At 80.4% G+C, this 301-nt stretch carries 1 protein-coding gene; it reads right to left on the reverse strand.

Features of this window, described 5'->3' with window-relative positions:
* A partial coding sequence (locus AOK22_RS43330; RefSeq protein WP_244165232.1) for a hypothetical protein occupies nucleotides 1-301 on the reverse strand: 301 nt, incomplete at both ends.

The following is a 301-nucleotide window of genomic DNA, read 5'->3' on the forward strand; positions in this document are numbered from 1 at the left end:
GTGCCGCCGCCCGCGAGGCGCTCACGGGCCTTGCGCAGCAGCGCGCCGAGGCGCTGGGCGCCGCGGGCGTACGTGGGGTCGTGGGCGACGAGCCGCTCCGGCTCGGCGAGGGCGCGGGCCAGCAGCACGTCGGAGGGCGGCGGCAGGTGGTTGCCCGCCCCGCGCTCCTCCTCGCGCAGCGCCCGGCCGAGCCGCCGCAGGTCGGCGGCGTCCATCCCGGCCAGGGGCGAGGTGAGCAACGTGAGCGCGGTCTCGGTGTCCAGCCAGGCCGGGGCGGTCGTGGGGGTGTCGGTGTCGGGGG

This window comes from Streptomyces silaceus, from assembly GCF_001419745.1.
In the GTDB taxonomy this organism is placed as follows: Bacteria; Actinomycetota; Actinomycetes; order Streptomycetales; family Streptomycetaceae; genus Streptomyces; species Streptomyces silaceus.